This is a genomic window from Tahibacter harae, assembly GCF_024437735.1.
GTDB classification, from domain to species: Bacteria; Pseudomonadota; Gammaproteobacteria; order Xanthomonadales; family Rhodanobacteraceae; genus Tahibacter; species Tahibacter harae.
In genome coordinates this window covers 47,065-65,875 of record NZ_JANFQO010000013.1, presented here as the reverse complement: position 1 = coordinate 65,875, position 18,811 = coordinate 47,065, and the positions used below count along the sequence as shown (strand labels likewise).

Annotated in this window: 16 protein-coding genes; 1 reads left to right on the top strand and 15 read right to left on the bottom strand. The window is 69.2% G+C overall.

The genetic code is table 11. The features are described 5' to 3' along the window. Positions 1–64 precede the first annotated feature (64 nt). From NM961_RS14550 to NM961_RS14485, 14 genes are all read right to left on the bottom strand, one after another. Complete coding sequence (locus NM961_RS14550; RefSeq protein WP_255915128.1) at positions 65–535, bottom strand: SixA phosphatase family protein; 471 nt, start codon at positions 533–535, stop codon at positions 65–67. Positions 536–599: 64 nt separating this feature from the next. After that, positions 600–2,312 carry a serine hydrolase domain-containing protein gene (locus tag NM961_RS14545; RefSeq protein WP_255915127.1) on the bottom strand — a complete coding sequence of 571 codons (1,713 nt, stop codon included), beginning with the start codon at positions 2,310–2,312 and terminating at the stop codon, positions 600–602. A 171-nt stretch (positions 2,313–2,483) separates the two neighbouring features. Further along, a complete protein-coding gene (locus NM961_RS14540) occupies positions 2,484–3,113 on the bottom strand; it encodes a nucleotide-binding protein (RefSeq protein WP_255915126.1) in 630 nt (209 codons plus the stop codon). A 710-nt stretch (positions 3,114–3,823) separates the two neighbouring features. Continuing rightward, the gene (locus tag NM961_RS14535) at positions 3,824–5,023 is read right to left on the bottom strand and encodes a hypothetical protein (RefSeq protein ID WP_255915125.1); all 1,200 of its coding nucleotides are present in this window, start codon (positions 5,021–5,023) and stop codon (positions 3,824–3,826) included. A 157-nt stretch (positions 5,024–5,180) separates the two neighbouring features. Next, positions 5,181–6,875, bottom strand: coding sequence for a gamma-glutamyltransferase (gene ggt / locus NM961_RS14530; protein WP_255915124.1), 1,695 nt, complete (start codon positions 6,873–6,875; stop codon positions 5,181–5,183). A gap of 111 nt (positions 6,876–6,986) precedes the next feature. Then, positions 6,987–8,333 (bottom strand): hypothetical protein, encoded by a 1,347-nt coding sequence (locus NM961_RS14525; protein WP_255915123.1) that lies wholly within the window; start codon positions 8,331–8,333, stop codon positions 6,987–6,989. A 349-nt stretch (positions 8,334–8,682) separates the two neighbouring features. After that, on the bottom strand, positions 8,683–9,435 hold the full coding sequence (locus tag NM961_RS14520; RefSeq protein WP_255915122.1) for a glycosyltransferase family 2 protein: 753 nt from the start codon (positions 9,433–9,435) through the stop codon (positions 8,683–8,685). A gap of 46 nt (positions 9,436–9,481) precedes the next feature. Further along, positions 9,482–10,204 carry a DUF3379 family protein gene (locus tag NM961_RS14515; protein WP_255915121.1) on the bottom strand — a complete coding sequence of 241 codons (723 nt, stop codon included), beginning with the start codon at positions 10,202–10,204 and terminating at the stop codon, positions 9,482–9,484. Further along, on the bottom strand, positions 10,201–10,713 hold the full coding sequence (locus NM961_RS14510) for a sigma-70 family RNA polymerase sigma factor (protein ID WP_255915120.1): 513 nt from the start codon (positions 10,711–10,713) through the stop codon (positions 10,201–10,203). Before NM961_RS14510 ends, NM961_RS14515 begins: the two co-directional genes overlap by 4 nt. 50 nt (positions 10,714–10,763) lie before the next feature. Further along, a complete protein-coding gene (locus NM961_RS14505) occupies positions 10,764–11,636 on the bottom strand; it encodes a ParB/RepB/Spo0J family partition protein (RefSeq protein ID WP_255915119.1) in 873 nt (290 codons plus the stop codon). A gap of 8 nt (positions 11,637–11,644) precedes the next feature. Beyond that, complete coding sequence (locus tag NM961_RS14500; protein ID WP_255915118.1) at positions 11,645–12,433, bottom strand: ParA family protein; 789 nt, start codon at positions 12,431–12,433, stop codon at positions 11,645–11,647. Positions 12,434–12,449: 16 nt separating this feature from the next. Continuing rightward, positions 12,450–13,079: a 16S rRNA (guanine(527)-N(7))-methyltransferase RsmG gene (gene rsmG, locus NM961_RS14495; RefSeq protein ID WP_255915117.1), complete on the bottom strand. Its 630-nt coding sequence runs from the start codon at positions 13,077–13,079 to the stop codon at positions 12,450–12,452. Between the two features lie 136 nt (positions 13,080–13,215). Continuing rightward, the gene (locus NM961_RS14490; RefSeq protein WP_255915116.1) at positions 13,216–13,686 is read right to left on the bottom strand and encodes an SPFH domain-containing protein; all 471 of its coding nucleotides are present in this window, start codon (positions 13,684–13,686) and stop codon (positions 13,216–13,218) included. 431 nt (positions 13,687–14,117) lie between these two features. Beyond that, positions 14,118–16,673, bottom strand: coding sequence for an EAL domain-containing response regulator (locus tag NM961_RS14485; RefSeq protein WP_255915115.1), 2,556 nt, complete (start codon positions 16,671–16,673; stop codon positions 14,118–14,120). Positions 16,674–16,949: 276 nt separating this feature from the next. On the opposite strand from NM961_RS14485, the gene hemB reads away from it, so the two are divergent. Then, positions 16,950–17,942: a porphobilinogen synthase gene (gene hemB / locus NM961_RS14480; protein ID WP_255915114.1), complete on the top strand. Its 993-nt coding sequence runs from the start codon at positions 16,950–16,952 to the stop codon at positions 17,940–17,942. 49 nt (positions 17,943–17,991) lie between these two features. On the opposite strand, the gene sfsA is transcribed toward hemB, so the two are convergent. After that, a complete protein-coding gene (gene sfsA, locus NM961_RS14475; RefSeq protein WP_255915113.1) occupies positions 17,992–18,690 on the bottom strand; it encodes a DNA/RNA nuclease SfsA in 699 nt (232 codons plus the stop codon). Between the last annotated feature and the right edge of the window lie 121 nt (positions 18,691–18,811).

Here is an 18,811-nt window from a genome sequence, read left to right as displayed (position 1 = left end):
GGGTTTGTAGGGAAGAGAGGATGGGCATGGGAGCCGCGCCGCGGACCCTTTGTCCAGACCTTCCTCAAGGCGACCAGAAAGCCTTGAGGCTGCCGGCGCCGGGTTCGATCTCGCCGCCCAGCTCCAGCCAGGCGATGCCGGCCGGCGGCATGCCGCGGAATTCGCCGGACTGGCCGGTGGCCAGCAGCGCGACCAGGGTCTCGATGCCGGGGTTGTGGCCGACCAGCAGCACCTGGTCGGCATCCTTGTGCGCGTCGAGCAGGCCCATCAGGTCGCCGGCGGTGGCTTCGTAGATGGCCGGTTCGTAGCGTGTGTCGGAGTATTCGATCTTGGCCAGTACCCGTTCCAGGGTCTGGCGCGTGCGCGTGGACGGGGAACACAGCACCCGCTGCGGTCGCGCGCGATGGGTCTTGAGCCAGGCGGCGGCGGCTTCCGCCTCGGCCTCGCCGGTCAGGCTGAGCGGGCGGTCGATGTCGCTCTGGTCCGGACCGCTGGCGCCGGCGTGCGCGTGACGCAACAGGATGAGTTCTAGCATGGCTGGCTTCCTCGCCTTTCGGAGTGGCTTATGGTGCACCAAGCCCGTGCGGGTTTGGCGACACTCATTCGTGTTCGAAAACATAGCCGGAGTAATGCAGGCGCACACGTCCGCCGCCGCGCTCCACGCGCAGGCGCTCGCCGGTGGCCCAGCCCAGGCCGGGCACGCGCAGGATGTCCGGGCCTTCGGGCTGCAGCGGCACGCGCGCCTCCAGCAGGGGCATATCCAGCGGATAGGTGGCGCAGAGCACGCCGTCTTGCAGTTCCAGCCGCATCCCGGCAATGCCCAGCTCGCCGCTGAGGCGGTCCGGATTGAGCAGTTTGTACGACCCGGCCAGGGCCTGGAACGAAGCATCCAGCGCCGGCGGCTGCCAGGCGGTGCCGATCAGGAAGCGTCGCCGCGCGCTCCACAGCATCAGCACGCGGCGCTCGGCCAGCACGGCCGGCGCCACCAGGATCCGGCGCAGCGGCCCCAGATCCAGCGGCAGGCCGAGCAGGCGCAGATGCAGCCGGTACCAGCCGTCGGCGCGGCGTTCGGCGCGCAGGCGCAGGCCGAGCACGCGCACGTCGAGATCCTCGCCGTCCGGCGTCAGCGCGATCAGGCCGGCGGCGCTGGAGTAGTAGCGCGCCGGGCTGTCGCGCTGCGCGGCCCCGGGCCATTCGCCAACCTCCGGCAGCGTGGCGTTGCGCTGGCGCGGGGCAATGCCGTGGGCCGCCTGCAGCCAGGCGTCGAGCAATCTGTCGGTGCTTTCATTGACCGCCTCGCCGGCTTCGTCGCCGTTGGCGAGCACGATGACGGCGACGCGCTGGCGCAGGGCGACATCCAGGCGGCCGCGGAAACCGGGAAATTCGGACACCAGCCGCGCCACCGTGCCGACCTCGTTGCGCTGGTCGGCGAACAGGGAGAAGGCCAGGCCGTTGCGGTAGTCCAGGTCCAGCACGCTGTCGCCGTTGTAGGTCCGGAACAGGGCGGCGAGGTCGACGGCGGGCTCGGCCGCGGTCAGGTTGGCGGCGAAGCGGGCCAGGTCGGCGATGCTGGCGCGCAGGCCCAGCGCAGCCTGTTCGCGCGCCAGCAGCGGCGCGACCGGACGGCCCTTGCGGTGGCCGCGGGCGTCGTCCTCGCGCGGTACGAAGCCGGCGCCGTCCAGGCCCAGCGGCGTGAGCACGCGATCCTGCAGCAATTGCGCGTAGCCGGCGCCGCCGGCCGCGGCCAGGGCCTGGGCGGCGAGTTCCATGCCGATATTCGAATAGGCATAGCTCGTCCCCGGCGGCTGGGTGAAATACAGCGCCTCGGCCGGCGGCGAGCGCGCCGGCGCAGGCTGGCCCGCTTCGCGGTACATGCCGGCGAGCTGGTTCGGCGGCAGGCCCGCATGGTGGCTGAGCAGGCGGTCGAGGCTGACGGCCTGCATCTCGCCGCCGGCGATCTGCAAATCCGGCAGGTAGCGCGTGACCGGCGCCTGCGGCTCCAGTTTGCCCGCGGCGGCCAGTTGCAGCGCCAGCGCGGCGATGAAGGGTTTGCTCAGGTCGCCCAGGGCATGCCGGGTGTCATTGCCCAGGGCGCGGCGGCTGGCACGATCGGCATGGCCGAAGCTCTCGATCCAGCGCACCTGGCCGTCCACGACCAGGGCGACGGACAACCCCGGCACCTTGCGCGAGCCGGCTAGGCCGGCGAATTCGACACGCAGCTTCTCCCGCACGGCCGGCAGCGGGTCCTGCGCCAGGGCGGCGCCGCCAAACAGACTGATGAGCAGAACGAAACCGCGGGCGATCCGGCGCATGCCCGCAGTGTGACGGGTCGCGGTGAGGATTGCGCGAAGGGCGCCCCGGGATGGGAGATCCGGGTTTCGGGACTGGTGAAGCCGCAACGTGGCAGCAACGCAGAAGCGCAACCGCTCAGCACCCGGCACCGCGGTCACGAATGCCGGATCTGCAGCCCCGGATTCCCGCCTTCAAACCTTCTTCAGCCACTTCAGCAGCGGCTTCCAGTCGTCCTGGTGCGAGCGCACGGTCTCGGCGTGGTAGTCGAACAGGCTCTTGCCCAGGCCGGTCGCGGCGACGTAGCCCTGGGTGTCGCGCAGCTTGGCGATCACCGGCAGGGCGAAGCCCTGCATCTGTTCCAGCGCGGCCTGGCTGGCGTGGGTCCACGGCCGCAGGCGGTTGGCGACGATGCCGGCGGCGACCTTGCCGCGCTTGATCCGGCCGAGTTCGGCCACGGCGGCGACGAAGGGGGCGCAGGCTTCCAGGTCGAACGGGGACGGCAGCACCGGGATCAGCACAGCGTCGGCGAAATCCAGCAGGGCTTCCACGTCGTCGGCGCTGGAACCGGCCGGGGTATCGACGATGACGCGCTCCACGCCATCAGGCAGGCGTTCGCGCCAGTTGCGCCGGGTGCCGTCGATAGGCAGTACCGCGCTGGCCAGGCCGGCGCGGCGTTCGCACCAGTGCCGGCTGGAGGCGAGCCGGTCGCAGTCGACCAGCACGGTGTTCCTGCCCTCGACCGCGTAGTGCGCCGCCAGATGCGTCGCCAGCGTGGTCTTGCCGCAACCGCCTTTGCAACTCGCAATCAGGACTTTCAGCATCGAAGCGTCCTCGCGCCGGGCAAACGGCCCAGGCTGAGGGTACACCGTGTCAACAAGGCTGCAAATTGCAGCCGGTCGCGTTGCGGCGGATACGGCGGTATTCGCCTGCGGGCAGCCGCGCCCAGCTCGCTGATGCAACCGGGGCGACACGCCGGCCCAGGCCGGCGCGCAGCAGGCGATGCAGGCTCATGGCAGCAGCCGTCGCGATTTGGGTGGCCAACAGGGAATGGCTGCCGGGCTGACGGCACGGCCGGCAGCCTGCGACGTCACGCATCCCCGGCCTTGCCGGCAATGGCGATGGTGCGTGGGTCATAGGCGGGATGAACCTGTCTTCGCGCTGCGGGTTACACGGCGCGGTACGGCGGCGCCCGTGCGGCGCCGATCTGCCTGGACAGACCTCACCGGCCACCGCCTGGACGAGATACGGAGTCAGGCTGGCCTCCCTTCCAGCCCTCACGGCTGGCCCGCTCGACCGCCGTGCTACTCCGCTTATGTCCAACCGGATTGCGGCGGAAAAGATGATCAGGAACTGCGGCAGCCGCGCAAGCGCGGCAGGTACCGACGACAGCGCCCGTTGTCATGGGCCCGGGCGCTGGTTCGGCCGGACAATCCCCGGCCATGGCGTTTGCGGCTGTCCCGCGTGGGCGCACGCGTTGCCGCCTGGCCGCCCGGCAGCAAAGGGCGTCAATGCCGCCAGTACGGCTGCCTGGTCAGAATCGCTCGTCCGGGGGCGCGGCGGCGGATGGGTCGGCTTCCGCATCAGTTTCTCCGGCGGCGGCGTCCGCGGCTTCCTCGTCCGCGTCCAGGGCGTCGTCATCCGGATCGTAAGAAAGCTCCTCCGGCTGCCAGAACGGCGGCGGCGTCAGCGGCAGCCCGCGGGCCTGGGCAACCGTGCGCATTGCCTGCTGTTCGTTACCGCTGCGCAGCCATTCGGCGGCGACGTCATTGTCCACGTCGGGGCTCTGGAAAATCACCGAAGTCAGCCACTGGTATTCCCGCGCGGCGGCTTCAGCCGCCGTATCCCGCTCGCCGAGCTGATGCAGCAGGCTCAGTCCCGCCGTCTGTAGATCCGACGATTTGCCCAGGCGCAGCATACGCTGGGCCACATCGGCGCAGATCGCGCGCCGCGTGGGCTGCAACGGCGTCGACTGCGGATCGCCGCCGCAGACGCTCAGCAGCAGGAGCGGGTAGGGAGAAACTCTCTCCGCCTCCATGATCCCGAAGGCCTCTGCCGAGACTTCGTCGCCGGGTTCCTGCGGCGGCTGGCGTGGATCCGCCTCCCGCACGATCTTGCTCAGGGTCTGCAGCAACTGCGGATGGTCCGCATGGAATTGCGCCAGTACCTTGGCGAAATCATCTACGTGATCGTCGAAGCGCTCGGCCGCGGCCATGCGCGCCAGCGCCGCGTCCATGCCCAGCGCGTCGTCGTTCTGGTAGGCGTGGCTCAGCACCGGCAGCCAGGCCAGGCCGTTGTCGCTTTCCAGGCGCAGCACGTTGTCTATGTTGGCCGGCAGGCCGGCGGGTGCGGCGCAGCCCACCTTGCCGCCGTCGCCGGGCATGGCCGTCATCGCCACCCACTGTACCAGGGCATCGTCCGGCGCCGCCGCCGCCGCGTTGCGCAGCAGTTCGGCGCGCACCTTGCCACTGTAGGCGGGATCGAGCGGATCCAGCAGCGTCTGCAGCTGCGAAGCCAGCATCCAGTCGCGCGGCGCGGTGCTGACGCTGAGATCGCGAAAGACCGGCCCGGCTATCTCGTACACCCTAGGAAGGGATTGCAGGATAGCCTTGGCTTCGGCGATAACAAGTTCCATTTCGACCGCCGTAGCATCCTCAGCCGCCGCCGCATCCTGCGCCGGGGCGGCATCCATCAGCAGGGCCAGCAGTACGCCAGCGGCAATTCGGGTGAACATGGCCATCACTCCGGCAAGGAAAGGGGCAGAGTCAGGCCGGCCTCCGTGCCGGCGGGCACGGACGGCCGATCCCAAATACAGCCGCCGCGTGACTCTGCTCTTCTTCACTACCGCAATCCGGCGGCGAAGATGATCAGGTCCGGCGCCGCCGCGGCATTCAGTAGCCCGCAGCCTGCCCGTCCTTGCGGCTTTCCGAAGCGCCGATCCAGACCTGGTTCTTCTCGTCCCAGGCGATGGCCTGATAGCCGCCGTAGGGGCCATCGGCATAGGTGACCTTGTGGCCCTTCTGCAGCAGGCCGCGCACGGTTTCCCAGCTGTAGCCGGTTTCCAGGTTGATCTCGCCGCCGTCGCTCATGGCGGTGGCCTGGCCAGTAGGTTCGGTGGAGCCGTCGTGCTGGATGCGCGGGGCGTCGCCGGCTTCCTGCAGGTTCATGCCGAAGTCGATCAGGTTCATCACGATCTGCACATGGCCCTGGGGCTGCATGGCGCCGCCCATCACGCCGAAGCTGAGCCAGGGCTTGCCGCCCTTGGTGACGAAGGCCGGGATGATGGTGTGGAAGGGCCGCTTGCCCGGGGCGTAGCTGTTGGCATTTCCGGGCTTGAGCACGAACATCTCGCCGCGATCCTGCAGGATGAAGCCCAGCCCCGGCGGGGTCATGCCCGAGCCCATGCCGCGGTAGTTGGACTGGATCAGCGAGACCATGTTGCCGTCCTTGTCCGCCGTGGTCAGGTAGATGGTGTCGCCCTCGTCCAGCGGCGGATGGCCGGCATCCACCGATTTTGCCGCGGTATCGCCGATCAGCTTGCGCCGCTCGGCGGCGTAGTCCTTGGCGATCAGGCCTTTCAGCGGCAGCTTGGCAAAGGCCGGGTCGGCGAAGTGCTGGGCGCGGTCGGCGAAGGCGAGCTTCTTGGCCTCGGCGAACAGATGCACGTGCTCCACGCTGCCGAAAGGAATCTTGCTGAAATCGTAGCCTTCCAGGATGTTGAGCATGGCCAGCGCGGCCACGCCCTGGCCGTTGGGCGGCAGTTCCCATACGTCGTAGCCGCGGTAGTTGGTCGACAGCGGCTCCACCCATTCGCCGCGGTGGGCAGCGAGGTCGGCAGCGCTGAGGAAGCCGCCGTTGGCTTTCATGTAGTCGCCGATGGTCCCGGCGATGCGGCCCTTGTAGAAGGCGTCGCGGCCGCCCTTGCCTATGGCCTCCAGGGTGTCGGCGAGATACGGATTGCGCCAGCGCTCGCCCTTGGCCGGCGCCACGCCGTCGCGGGTGAACTGTTCCTTGAACCCGGGATATTTCGACAGGCGCGGCACCGAACGCTGCCAGTACCAGGCGATCAGCTCGCTGACCGGAAAACCGTCGCGCGCGTAGGCGATGGTCGGCGCCAGCAGCTTCTTCATCGGCAGGCGGCCGAATTTGTCGTGCAGGGCGAACCAGGCGTCGACGCAGCCCGGCACCGAGACCGGCAGCGGCCCGGTGGGCGGGATGTCCGTGATGCCCTGCTGCTGGAAATACTCCAGCGTCAGCGTCGCCGGCGAACGGCCCGAGCCGTTGTAGCCGTAGAGCTTGCGCGTCTTCGCATCCCAGACGATGGCGAACAGGTCGCCGCCGATGCCGTTGCCGGTGGGTTCCATCAGGCCCAGGGCGGCATTGGCGGCGACGGCCGCATCCAGCGCGCTGCCGCCCTGCTTGAGGATGTCCAGTCCGATCTGGGTCGCCAGCGGCTGCGAGGTCGCTACCATGCCGTGCGGCGCGATGACTTCCGAGCGCGTGGCGAAGGCTTTTCCGGTGACGCGGTCGGCCGCGGCGGCAGCCAGCGGCAGGGTGAGTAGCAAGGCTAGGGCCAATCGCGACATGCTGCGTGCTCCCGGGGCGGAAACCCGCAGCATAAGCCGGCCGGATCCGCCGTCCATGGGTAGGACGGCTGGGTACGGCGCCGACCATGGTCTAGGGTCGGCGGGACTGCCTCAATGCCGGGGTAGGTCGATCACAGGCATCTCGATCTCGCCCGTGCCGTCGCCCTCGGGTACGAACTGCTCCACGTAGACCGCGCCGCTGCCGTCGGCCTGTTCCACATCGGCGGCAAGCAGCAACGCCTCGCTACCGTCGGCCAGGCCGCGCAGCTCGATGCGGCCCTGGGCCTGGCTGGCATAGGCAAGGGCGCGCTTGGCGATCACACGGCCGGCGCTGTTCAGGACACGCAGCTGCACCGGGCCGCGCTGGTCGGGCTGGGCCTGCCTGTAGGCCACGGCCATGCTGCCGGCGGCGGTGGCGCCCCAGGCCAGAGGGGTGCGGGCCAGATCAGCCAGTTCCGGCAGCTCCGTCCAGTCGTTGCGCTGGGCGTCGAATACCAGCAGGCCGAGGTTCTTGCGCACGTCGTCGATGGTCGGGATCAGCGCGCCGCCGGGGAAGCGCACCGTGTCCTGCAGGCGGAACTGGCCCGGCATGGCGAGCGGGTCTTCCTCGCCGTCGATGCTGATGACGCGCGCCACGTGTTCGCCGCTCGCGCTGTCGGCCTGCTCGATCACGAAGCGGCCCTGGCCTATCGCGCGGGCGCCGATGACCGGCGCGGCGCTGTCGGCATAGGGCCAGCTGTGGCGCTTGCTCAGCGTACTGCCGTCGGCCAGATCCACGCTGCGCACCATGATCTGGCCGCCGCCGTTGGCCGGCGTGTCCTCGCAGCGCGCGACCACGGTCAGGCGCGGCACCGGCGCGGGCTGGAAATCGGCGGCGAGGATGCGGGCGGGCTGGAAATCGTTGAGCGGACAGCCACCGGTCATGCGCGACCAGAGCACGAACTGCGGGCCGCCGATCAGCAGCATGCGCGGTCGCTGGTAGGACTGCGGATCCTCGTAGACCACCAGCGCGCTGCCGTTGCCGTCGCTGGCAGCGAAGACGGCCTGGCCGCTGACGCCGGTGACGCGCTCGTGTACGGCCTGGCCGGGGAAGTAGGAATAGAACGTGGATTGCACCGCGCCGCCGCCGTAGGCGCGGTCATACCAGCTGACGCGGTAGCCGTTGCGCGCGGACACGGCCTGCGCGACCGTGCTGGCATTGGCCGGCTGCAGCGCGCTGGTAGTCAGCGCGGTCAGCGGCGCGCCGTTGCTGTTGAGCGCGTACAGGCGGCCCGTGGCCGTGCTGCCGGCGGTGCTGAGTGTCTGTACGTGGATGTTGCCGTCGGCACTGTTGTCCAGCGCCTGGCTTGCGGCCAGCCGGGTGGATTGGCCGGGCGCGGCGCCCAGCAGCTGGTTCCAGTTCTGCGCCTGGGCGAACGGCGCCAACAGCAGGCCGGTGACGGCCAGCAGGTATTTCATGGACTGACTCCCCTCTGTTTTTGGTGGTTGCGGCCCGGTCATGCTGGGGCCGGCGAATGGCGCGCCGTGGGCGAAAAGCGGCGCGGCCGCCGGCCAACCGGGCCGGAGCGCTGCAACGGATGGCGCAGCGGTGGCGGGGTTGAAGCCCCGGCGCGGCGGGCTCCGCGCCGTGGCGGCCGCTATCGCCGCGGGCGGCTCCCGGCAGATCCGGGTCTGCCAGGCGGGCGAACGGCGGCGCGCAGGAGCCGCTGTCCAGCACGGCGAACCGGATCAGGTACATGCCGCTGCTGGCATTGCGCGCGCGGTCCACGGCCAGCACGAATTCGCCGCTGGCCGCTGCGCAGGCTGGTTATTGCAGTTCTTCCACCGCAGTGCGCTTGGCGCGGCGGATCAGCCAGGCCACGCCGCGCAGATCGGCGATGCCGACCAGGGCGCGGTTGAGGTTGTTGTACTTGGACACGCCCGCACCGCGCGCGCGGTGGTTGACCGGCACGCTGACCGTCTTCCAGCCGGACCGCTGCATCAGCGCCGGCAGGTAGCGGTGCATGTGGTTGAAGTAGGGCAGGTCCAGGAAGGCTTCGCGCTCGAACAGCTTGATGCCGCAGCCGGTGTCCGGGGTGGAGTCGCGCAGCAGGCGCGAGCGGATCGCGTTGGCGATCTTCGACGCCCAGCGCTTGCTGCCGGTGTCCTGGCGGTTGATGCGCCAGCCGGCGTAGAGCTTGACGTCGGCCGGGCCGGCGTCGCGCGCGGCAATCAGCTTGGGTATGTCGGCCGGGTCGTTCTGGCCGTCGCCGTCGAGGGTGGCGATCCAGGCGCCGCGCGCGGCCTTGACGCCGTTGCGCACCGCCGTGCTTTGTCCACTCTGCGAAATGTGCCTGATGATGCGCAGCTCCGGTACGGCCGGGCGCAGGCCCTGCAGCACGGCCAGGCTGTCGTCCTTGCTGCAGTCGTCGACGTAGACGATCTCGAAATCCTGCCGGCCGCGCAGGGCGGCGACGATCTCGTCGATCAGCGGTTTTACATTGTCGCGCTCGTTGAACACCGGCACGACGACGGATAGCTGGGGCATTGCGGGGAATCCGGGAGCGTATGCGGCGCGCATTATCGCCGGAGCGCCGCCCAGGCCCAAACGCTGCGGAGGCGCGGGCTCAGCGGCTGCCGGCGGCGACTTCGGCCTCGCCTTCCAGGCTGCGCCGCCAGCTGCTTTCCAGGGCGTCGAAGCGGCCGTCATCGGCGGCGACCAGGGCCAGGGTGCCGCCGGCCATGGGCACGGCGCGCACGCGCATGCTGCCGCGGCTGTAGTCGCCGCGCCGCTCCTGGTGGCTGGGCAGGAAGAACACGGTCACCGGGCCTTCCGGCTCGGGCATGACCATGTGCACCGACGGCAGCAGGCCGACCGGGCAGGGCTGGGCATAGCTGATACCGGCCGGCAGCGGCCCGGCCAGACGTACGCCGCGCTGGGTGAAGCGCTGCAGCACGTCCTTCTCAGGCAAGGCGGCGCGGGTGAGCAGGGATTCGGGCTCGTGGCCGAGGTGGGTGATGAGCTGTTCCGGCAGGGCGGAGAACAGGCGCAGCTGATAGCTGCCCAGGCCGATGACGGCCAGCAGCACCGCGGCCGCCGCGATCCAGCCCAGGCGGCGCCGGCTGCGGCCGCGGTTGCCGCGCTCGGCCGTGGTCTGGGCCAGCAGGATGCGTTCGGCCAGGCCGTCGGGCAGCGGCACGCTGAGGGAGCGCTTCAGCGCGAGTTCGAAGCCCAGCGCGCGCGCATGGTGCGCGGCGCAGCCGGAGCATTCGCGCCGGTGCGCCTGCATCGCCGCGCTTTCGCGGCGCGGGTCGCTGGCGAGCAGGCGGCGGTATTCCAGGCAGTTCATGCGCTGGCCTCGCTGCGTTCGCCGCCGAGCAGGCTCTTGAGCTTCTGCCGCGCGCGGAACAGCTGGGTCATCACCGCGGCGGCGCCCAGGCCCAGCTCGCTGGCGATCTCCTCGCAGCTGAAGCCGCCCAGCACCTGCAACAGCAGCGGTTCGCGGTATTTGGGTTCCAGTTGCAGCATGGCCGCACGCACGATGGAGTCCTCGCCCAGTTGTTCGGGGGTCAGCAGATCGCGGTCGTCCAGTTCCAGCTCGCTGATGTCGGTGGTGTCGAAGCTTTTGCGTTCGTACAGGCGCGCGTGTTCGCGCCGCAGAATGGTGATCAGCCAGGCCTTGGCCGCATCCGTCTCGCGCAGGCTGTCCAGCGAGCGCCAGGCGCGCAGGAAGGCTTCCTGGGTCAGGTCCTGGGCCAGGGCGGAATCGCCGCACAGCCAATAGGCGTAGCGGTACAGATCGCCGCTGTGCGCCCGGACCAGGGCGTCGAATTGGCGTTGTCGGCTGCTCACCCGCATATAGACCCTCGCTGCGGCGAATCCCTTTCACGCGGCCACGACAACGGCGCTCACTTGATGCGCGCGAGTATGCCGTCGAGTTCTTCCAGGCTGTGGTAGCGGATGGTCAGCTTGCCGCGGCCGTTGCGGGCGTGGGTGATGGCGACGCGGGCGCCGATGCGGTCGGACAGCTCGCGCTCCAGCGATTCGACATTCGGATCGCGCGGCGGCGCGGCCGGCTTGGCTGCCAGCACGCGCGGCTCGGTCTGCGCGGCGCGGGCGGCGTCTTCCAGCTCGCGCACCGACCAGCCGTGTTCGGCCGCCTGGCGCGCCAGGCCCAGGGCCAGGGATTCGGGCAGGGTGAGCAGGGCGCGGGCATGGCCCATGTCCAGCTTTTTGTGTTCCAGCAGCTGCTTGATCTCGGCCGGCAGCTCCATCAGGCGCAGCAGGTTGGACACCGCCGCGCGCGAGCGGCCGACGGCGTCGGCGACCTGCTGGTGGGTGAGATCGAATTCGTCGATCAGGCGCTTGAGCGCCTGGGCTTCCTCCAGCGGGGTGAGTTCCTCGCGCTGGATGTTCTCGATCAGGGCGATGGCGACGACGGCGCGGTCGTCGACTTCGCGCACCAGGGCCGGGATCTCGCTCAGGCCGGCCAGCTGGGTGGCACGCCAGCGGCGTTCGCCGGCGATGAGTTCAAAGCGGTCGCCGGCGGCACGCACCACGATGGGTTCGATCACGCCCTGGGATTTGATCGAGGCGGCCAGTTCTTCGAGTTTTTCCGGATCGATGGTCTGGCGCGGCTGGTACTTGCCGGGGAAGATCTTGCCGACCGCGATCTGGCGCAGCGCGCTGGCGCCGTCGGCCGCCTCGGCGGTCTCCGGTTCCAGGCTGCCCAGCAGCGCGTCCAGGCCGCGTCCCAGTCCCCGTTTCTTGGCTGCCGACATGATGATCCTCAGTGGTGCTGCTGGGCCGCCGCCGCGCCGCGCTCCAGGCGCAGCATCTCGCCGGCCAGGCCGAGATAGGCGATGGCGCCGCGCGATTCGCGGTCGTACAGGTTGATCGGCTTGCCGTGGCTGGGCGCCTCGGCCAGGCGGATGTTGCGCGGGATGATCGAGCGCAGCACCTTGTCGCCGAAATGCTTGGTGAGCTGGGCGGAGACTTCGTTGGCCAGGTTGTTGCGCACGTCGTACATGGTGCGCAGCAGGCCGTCGATCTCCAGCCGCGGGTTGAGGCGGCGGCGCACGGCCTCGATGGTCTCGCGCAGGCTGGCCAGGCCTTCCAGCGCGAAATATTCGCACTGCACCGGGATCAGCACGCCGTGCGCCGCGCTGAGCGCGTTGATGGTCAGCAGGTGCAGGGTCGGCGGGCAGTCGATCAGGATGGTGTGGTAGGTGTCGCCGAGCTTGGCCAGCTGTTCCTTGAGGCGGCTCTCGCGCGCCAGCGCGTCCATCAGCTTGAGTTCGGCCGCGGTCAGGTCGGAGCTGCCCGGCAGCAGGTCGAAGCCGGCCTCGGTGGTGACGATGGCGCGTTCGATCGGCGCCTCGTCCAGCAGCACTTCGTAGCCGTTGGGCTTGGCCTGGCGCTTGTCCACGCCGGAGGCCATGGTCGCATTGCCCTGGGGATCGAGGTCGACCAGCAGGATCTTGCGCCGGGTCTCGGCCAGGGCCGCGGCAAGATTGACGGCGGTGGTGGTCTTGCCGACTCCGCCCTTCTGGTTCGTGATGGCAATGATGCGCGTCATGGGAAAACCGGTCTGTTCAAGCCCTGCGTACAACGATGAGGTGGCGTTCGCCTTCGCTGCCCGGCACTTGCAAGGGCAGAATCCGGGCTATCTGGAACCCGGCCGGCAAGGCCGCGATTTCTTCTTCCTGCAGGCGGCCTTTCATGGCCAGCCAGCTGCCGCCCTCGGCCAGCAGTCCGCCGGCCCAGTTCAGCATGTCCGCGAGCGTGGCAAACGCGCGCGCGGTGATGCAATCGAATTGTCCCGGCACATCCTGCACGCGGCCTTCGATGACGCGCACATTGGCCAGCTTCAGCGTGCGCACGGCCTCGCGCAGGAACCGCGCCTTCTTGCCGTTGGAATCGACCAGGGTCACCTGGCGTTCCGGCGCGACCAGCGCCAGGGGAATGCCCGGCAGGCCGGCGCCGCTGCCCAGGTCGGCCAGCGTGGCGCCGCTGACGTGAGGCGCTATCGCCAGCGAATCGAGCAGGTGGCGATGCACCATCTCCCCCGGATCGCGCACCGCCGTCAGGTTGTAGGCGGCGTTCCAGCGCGCCAGCAGCTCGACATAGTCGATCAGCCGCTCACGTAGCGCTGCCGGCAGATCCTGGCCCAGGGCCGCGAGGCCTTCATCGAGCCGGTGACGCAGCCGATCACGTTCCGCCATCGCAGGCCGTCCGTATCGAAAAGGCCGGCAAGTATCCGGGCCGCGGTGGCTAAAATCCAGTCACAGACACAAAAAGACCCGCCGTGGCGGGTCTCGAAGAGGTAGCGGAAACGCTGCCGCGGCGGGCTTGCGGGCCTCAGGCCAGGGCGATCTGGACCCGGGTGACGACGATGCCGACGTCGCGCAGGCTGTCGTTGAGGGCGGCCTTGAGCCTGCTGTTGCGCGCCTCGGTGGTTTCCTCGGCCGGGTTGTCCACGGCGCGGGCGGCGTTCAGCGCGCGGGCGCGGATCAGTTCGTCGGCGCGGTCGATCAGCGCATCGGCGCGGGCCGCATCCAGCACCTGCCAGTAGATCTTGCCGCTGAGCCGGGCGCTGCCGCTGTGCAGCGGGAACAGCTCGTCGAGGGGCAGCACGTGGCCGGTCAGGGAAATGCGGTGGACTACACGCTCAAGCAGCGGCCAGATGAGATGGGTGCCGGGCTGCAGCGTGCGCGCCTGGCCGTTGAAGCGGCGCAGGGTGTAGACAGTGCCTTCCGGGATGCGCTTGACCGAAAACAGCGCAATCAGGACGGCGGAACTCAGGACCAGTAACAGCAAATTCTGTGACATGTTAAATCCCTCTTTTTTCAAGAGGTTACGACTTATTCTTAATTGCCCCGACCAGACCGCGATCCAGTCTCATGATAAAACGCGAATTAATTATTCCTTAACGGGATAAAACTGTCGCTGAACAGCGTCGCGGAAGTCACGGACCTGGTTCACAGTTTCCTCATGTGACTCCGGCCGGCAGCCGCGACAGCGTTTGCAGCATGCGGGCCAGCCGCGTCCTTCACGCTGAAATCACCGCTGACTGGACGGGCGAGCAGGCTTTTTCCCCCTACGCGGGCGGCTGAAAGGTGCTTACGTACTGAAACCGGACGGGCGAACGCCGCGAGGCGCAGATGTGAAACTGCGACGCCCTTCGGCGGACTGCCTCATCGCCGGGCCGTTCGCGACCGGAAAGCAAAGCACAGCGGCCCGGTCACTCCGGGCGGACGGCCTCAGCCGTGCGGAAACAGCGCCGCGAAATCCACGCTGCGCAGCGGACGCGGTTCGCCGAGGTAATTGCCCTGGGCGTAATCGGCACCGGAGACGCGCAAAGCTTCCAGGGTGGAGAAGCTGTCCACGTGTTCGCCGATGACGCGCAGCTTGAGCGACTGGGCTAGCTGGGTGATGGAACCGACCATCTTGCGGTCCAGTTCGCTGCCCGGCATGCCCTGCACGAAGCTGCCCTCGACCTTGACGAAATCCACCGGCAGGTGGCGCAGGTGGGTGAAGCTGGAGAAGCCGGTGCCGAAATCGTCCAGGGCGAAGCGGCAGCCCAGTTTCTTCAGCGCCGAGATGAACTTGCGCGCACTGTGCAGGCTGGTGAGTTCGGAGGTCTCGGTGATTTCGAACACCAGCTGCCGCGCGGGTACGCCGGAAGTGCGTATGGCCGCCTCGATCAGCTTGAGCGAGTCCGGATCGGCCAGGGTCATGTTGGACAGGTTCACGTGGAAGGCGACCGGCGCCTTCACCCCGCGCACGCCGGCGAGGTAGCGCAGCAGGCGGTTGAGCACCCACAGGTCCAGCTTGGGCATCATGCCGACGCGCTCGGCCAGCGGCACGAACACGCCCGGCGAGATCAGCTGACCGTCCTTGCCGACCATGCGGATGAGGATTTCAAACAGGTATTCCTGGCCCGCCGTGCCCGAGCCGTTGACGCGCCAGCCCTGGCGCTGCACCACCGCGCTCTCGGTACGCGGCAATGCGGCGATGGGCACGATGGGCTGCACCAGCAGCACGATGCGTTCCTGCTCCATGGCCTGGCGCAGGCGCTCGGTCCAGCCGGCCTCGATCTCGCGCGCGATGCGCGCGTCGTGCTCGCCGACGTAGATCTCGGTCTGGTCGCGGCCGCGCTGCTTGGCGGTACGGCAGGCCAGGCGCGCGTGTTCGACCACGTATTCGGCCGAGGGCGTGTCGCGGCTGATCACCGCCACGCCTATGGACGCGGTGATGGGCCGGCTGACGCCGCCGGACTCGTATTTGCACTGGTGCAGCAGCTCGCGGTAGCTGTCGGCCAGCGGGAACAGGTTTTCCAATTGCACGCCGGACAGCATCAGGGCGAGCCGGTCGCCCTCGATGCGCGCCAGTACGTCGTGCTCGCGCAGGCGCTTGCCCAACACGGTGGCGATCTCCACCAGCAGGCGCTCGCTGGCCGGCACGCCGGCGGCGTCGACGATGGCGCTGAAGCGGTCGAGATCTATATAAAGGATGGCGGAATAGCCGCCGGCCTCGCGCCGGCGCAGCAGTTCCTGCGCCACCTGGTGGGTGAAATGACGCGCATTGACCAGGCCGGTGAGCTTGTCGTGGGTCATTTCCCAGCGCAGGCTGTCGGCGCTCTTGCGCTCGGAGATGTCGCGGAACACCACGACCGAACCCTGGCGCCGGTTCTGTATCGCCAGTGGCAGCACCGAACATTCCACCGTCATGCCGGTCCTGTCGCGGCGCCAGAACACGGTCTCGTGACCCTTGAGCGAATTGCCCGCGGTATAGGCCTGGCCCAGGCCGGATTCGCCGCCCTCGTCGCCTTCCTCCGCCGCCTGGTGGATCAGGCCCTGGGCCGTCTTGCCGATGAGCTGCTCCTCCTCGGAATAGCCGAGCAGGCGCAGGCCGGTGGGATTGATGAAGGTGATGACGCCCTGCTGGTCGACGCCGTAGACGCCATCGCCGACCGAACCGAGGATGCCGTCCAGGCGCTGGCGCTCGGCCTCGACCGATTTCTGCATCTGGATCTGGCGCGACAAGGTCTTGACCCGGGCCAGGAACAGTTCCTTGGCCTCGTTCTTGAACATGCACTCGATCGCGCCGGCGTCCAGGCTTTTGACGATGATGTCTTCGCGGTAGGTGCCGGTGATGACGGCCAGGGTCGGCGCGCCGGGCAGGCCGGACAGGCTGCGGCAGAGTTCGTCGCCGTTGCCGTCGGGCAGGAAGTAATCGACGATGGCCAGGTCGAAGGTTTCCTTCGCGGCCTTGTCCGCGGCCTCGCCCAGGGTGCCGGCGGTGGCCACGGCATAGCCCTGGCGCTCCAGCAGCTGCTGGTAGGCGAGACGCACACTTTGCGAATCGTCCACAAAAAGTATTCGTATACCCTGCGACGGCACCGCGGCCGCCTCGGGCTGGGCCGCCAGCTGTTCCGGCCGCGGTTCGAGCTGGGCCAGCACGGCGGGGATACGGCTGAACTGGGTCCACAGCACGATCGCCGCCTTGCCGCGCTGGCGCACCCAGTTGTCCAGGTCGGCGCTCTGCTCGTGCACCATCAGCAGCACCGGCAGGCTGCGCTGGCTTTCGCCGGCGAGGAAGTCGAGCAGGGCCAGGCAATCGCGCGTGGGCCGCGCCGGCACGCCGACGATGAGCATGCCGTAGGGCTGAGTCAGCTCCTGCGAATGCCTGAGGTGGTCGACAGTGTCCAGGTACGCCGCCAGCTCGCTGCGCGGCGTGAGCGCGGCAGCCGCCAGGGTGCGCTTGAGCAGATGGCTCAGCGTCGTTGAGCGTTCGACGACCAGAATACCGGACAAGGTGTAGTTTCCTGCTGGACCGCGCATGTCGCGCAGGCCTCATGCCCGCGCCACACCCCCAAAGCGGCCGCCCAATATGACCAGCTCATGCCAGTCATTTCAAGTCTGCAGACAGCCTATCCGGCAATTGCTGCACGCAGTGCCGCCCGGGTTCTGAATACGGCAAAGCGTCGCCAAAGCTGGCATCGGTGCCGCGGCATGCTGTCGCGCCGCGGCAAGCCGCGGCGGCCATGCGCTACCCTGTCGCGCTATCGTCCGATCTGACGGAGTTCCGCCATGGCCTTTCCCGCCACCCGTCCCCGCCGCATGCGCCGCGATGCGTTCTCTCGCGCGCTGATGCGCGAAACCGTGCTCGGCCCGGCCGACCTGATCCTGCCGGTGTTCGTGCGCGAAGGCAGCGGACGCGAAGCCATCCCGTCCATGCCCGGCGTGGAGCGGGTCGGCATCGCCGAGCTGCTGGAAGTCGGCGCCCAGGCCCAGGCCCTGGGCATTCCGGCCCTGGCCCTGTTCCCGGTCACGCCGCCCGAGGCCAAGAGCCTGGACGCCGCCGAAGCCTGGAACCCCGACGGCCTGGCCCAGCGCGCGGTACGCGCGCTCAAGCAGGCGCTGCCCGAGCTTGGCGTGATCACCGACGTGGCGCTGGACCCGTTCACCACCCACGGCCAGGACGGCCTGATCGACGATTCCGGCTACGTGGTCAACGACATCACCGTCGCCGCCCTGGTGCGCCAGGCCCTGTCCCATGCCGAGGCCGGCGCCGACGTGGTCGCGCCCTCGGACATGATGGACGGCCGCATCGGCGCGATCCGCCAGGCGCTGGAGGCCGCAGGGCACATCCACACCCGCATCCTGGCCTATTCGGCCAAGTACGCCTCCAGCTTCTACGGGCCGTTCCGCGATGCGGTCGGCTCCGCCGGCAACCTCGGCAAAGGCAACAAGTACACCTACCAGATGGATCCGGCCAACAGCGACGAGGCCCTGCGCGAGGTCGCGCTGGACCTGGACGAAGGCGCCGACATGGTCATGGTCAAGCCCGGCCTGCCTTATCTGGACATCGTCCACCGGGTTAAGCAGAAGTTCGGCGCGCCGACCCTGGTCTACCAGGTCAGCGGCGAGTACGCGATGCTCAAGGCCGCCGGCCAGAACGGCTGGATCAACGAGCAGGCCTGCGTGCTGGAAGCCCTGACCAGCATCAAGCGCGCCGGTGCCGACGCCATCCTGACCTATTTCGCCCTGGACGCGGCGCGCTGGCTCAAGGGCCAGGGCTGAGGAAGCGGCGCGGACCTGCCGGAACCGGTCGACGGGTCCGCCCGGTCCGTCAGGCCAGCAGCGGCAGCGGCCGGTGCAGCGCGATCCCGCACGTGGATACGGCGCACTGCCAGGCCAGCACTTCCACCCCGCCGCGGCGCGCCGCCTGCAGCGCGCGGGCGTAGGCCGGGTCGATCTCCGATGCCGCGCGCACCGCCAGCACATCGGCACGCTGCACGCAGAACAGCAGCACGCCGCGGCCGCCGGCGTCGACCACGCCCTGCAGTTCCTGCAGATGGCGCCGGGCGCGCTCGCTGACCGCGTCGGGGAAGATGCCCAGCTCGAACTCGTCCGCCGCCGTCACCGATTTCACTTCGACATAGCAGTCGGGCCGGCCTGGCCCGCGCAGCAGCAGGTCGATGCGGCTGCCGGCCGCGCCGTAGCGCACCTCGCGCAGGAATTCGGCATACCCGGCCAGGGCCGGGATGCGGCCGGCGCCGATGGCTTCGGCGGCCAGCGCATTGGCCCGCGCCGGATGCACGCCGACCAGGCTGCCGCCGACTTCCGCCAGCTCCCAGGTCCAGGCGCAGCGGCCGGCCGTGGTGCGCTCGCTGGCCCAGACCGTCAGCCCTGGCCGGGAATAGCCCAGCATGCGGCCGGTATTCGGGCAATGAGCCAGGATCTCGCGCCCGTCGTCCAGGCGGATATCCGCCAGGAAGCGCTGGCGCCGGGCCAGCAGCACGCCGCGGTGCAGGGTGGGAAACAGCATGCGGTCCGCTCCGGCGGGCAAGTCGGCTGAAGAACAAGGAAGATCGCGCCGCCGGCGCGGCCGGCGGCTGTCCCAAGCTGGGGTTGCGGGCCGGGCCGCGCAAGGCGGCTGGTATCATGCG

What these genes read in the sequence shown, in the direction of transcription:
- NM961_RS14550 (WP_255915128.1), bottom strand. Translation starts at nt 535, where the DNA reads ATGCTAGAACTCATCCTGTTGCGTCACGCGCACGCCGGCGCCAGCGGT.
- NM961_RS14545 (WP_255915127.1), bottom strand. Translation starts at nt 2,312, where the DNA reads ATGCGCCGGATCGCCCGCGGTTTCGTTCTGCTCATCAGTCTGTTTGGC.
- NM961_RS14540 (WP_255915126.1), bottom strand. Translation starts at nt 3,113, where the DNA reads ATGCTGAAAGTCCTGATTGCGAGTTGCAAAGGCGGTTGCGGCAAGACC.
- NM961_RS14535 (WP_255915125.1), bottom strand. Translation starts at nt 5,023, where the DNA reads ATGTTCACCCGAATTGCCGCTGGCGTACTGCTGGCCCTGCTGATGGAT.
- ggt (WP_255915124.1), bottom strand. Translation starts at nt 6,875, where the DNA reads ATGTCGCGATTGGCCCTAGCCTTGCTACTCACCCTGCCGCTGGCTGCC.
- NM961_RS14525 (WP_255915123.1), bottom strand. Translation starts at nt 8,333, where the DNA reads ATGAAATACCTGCTGGCCGTCACCGGCCTGCTGTTGGCGCCGTTCGCC.
- NM961_RS14520 (WP_255915122.1), bottom strand. Translation starts at nt 9,435, where the DNA reads ATGCGCGCCGCATACGCTCCCGGATTCCCCGCAATGCCCCAGCTATCC.
- NM961_RS14515 (WP_255915121.1), bottom strand. Translation starts at nt 10,204, where the DNA reads ATGAACTGCCTGGAATACCGCCGCCTGCTCGCCAGCGACCCGCGCCGC.
- NM961_RS14510 (WP_255915120.1), bottom strand. Translation starts at nt 10,713, where the DNA reads ATGCGGGTGAGCAGCCGACAACGCCAATTCGACGCCCTGGTCCGGGCG.
- NM961_RS14505 (WP_255915119.1), bottom strand. Translation starts at nt 11,636, where the DNA reads ATGTCGGCAGCCAAGAAACGGGGACTGGGACGCGGCCTGGACGCGCTG.
- NM961_RS14500 (WP_255915118.1), bottom strand. Translation starts at nt 12,433, where the DNA reads ATGACGCGCATCATTGCCATCACGAACCAGAAGGGCGGAGTCGGCAAG.
- rsmG (WP_255915117.1), bottom strand. Translation starts at nt 13,079, where the DNA reads ATGGCGGAACGTGATCGGCTGCGTCACCGGCTCGATGAAGGCCTCGCG.
- NM961_RS14490 (WP_255915116.1), bottom strand. Translation starts at nt 13,686, where the DNA reads ATGTCACAGAATTTGCTGTTACTGGTCCTGAGTTCCGCCGTCCTGATT.
- hemB (WP_255915114.1), top strand. Translation starts at nt 16,950, where the DNA reads ATGGCCTTTCCCGCCACCCGTCCCCGCCGCATGCGCCGCGATGCGTTC.
- sfsA (WP_255915113.1), bottom strand. Translation starts at nt 18,690, where the DNA reads ATGCTGTTTCCCACCCTGCACCGCGGCGTGCTGCTGGCCCGGCGCCAG.